Raw genomic sequence first — 408 nt, 5'->3', positions numbered from 1 at the left:
TTCATTAAACGTGAAGGCCAAGCCCTCATTATCACTATCATGGGCAATGCCTACGGAGCGCGAAAACGGCGAGGCTCTAAATCAATCTGAGATATACGGATATAAACTTGCCTTTGGCAGCAGCGAAAACTCACTAAGCAATAGCGTTGAAATTGTAGGCGCGCAAAACACAAACTTTACACTTTCAAATCTTGATCCCGGCAGTTTATACCTGCACATTGCTACGATAGATTCAGACCGAATCACAGGCCGTTTCTCTCAGCCTATTGAAGTCATTCTTCAATAAAAAGTAAATGGCCCATTATTTCTCAAGCGACAATGTGAAACTTCATTACCGAGACATCGGTAACGGGCCAGCAATTATATTCCTTCACGGCTTTGGCATGCATTCTGGCCACTGGCTTCCTT

The 408-nt window shown here is 43.9% G+C and carries 1 protein-coding gene; it reads left to right on the top strand.

Annotated features, from left to right (window positions below):
- The coding region (locus tag A3739_RS07815; RefSeq protein WP_231877042.1) for a fibronectin type III domain-containing protein at positions 1-286 on the top strand (286 nt) is incomplete at its 5' end.
- Positions 287-408 lie beyond the last annotated feature (122 nt).

The sequence above is a fragment of the Oleiphilus sp. HI0067 genome, from assembly GCF_001635735.1.
This window is presented reverse-complemented; position numbering and strand designations above follow the sequence as displayed.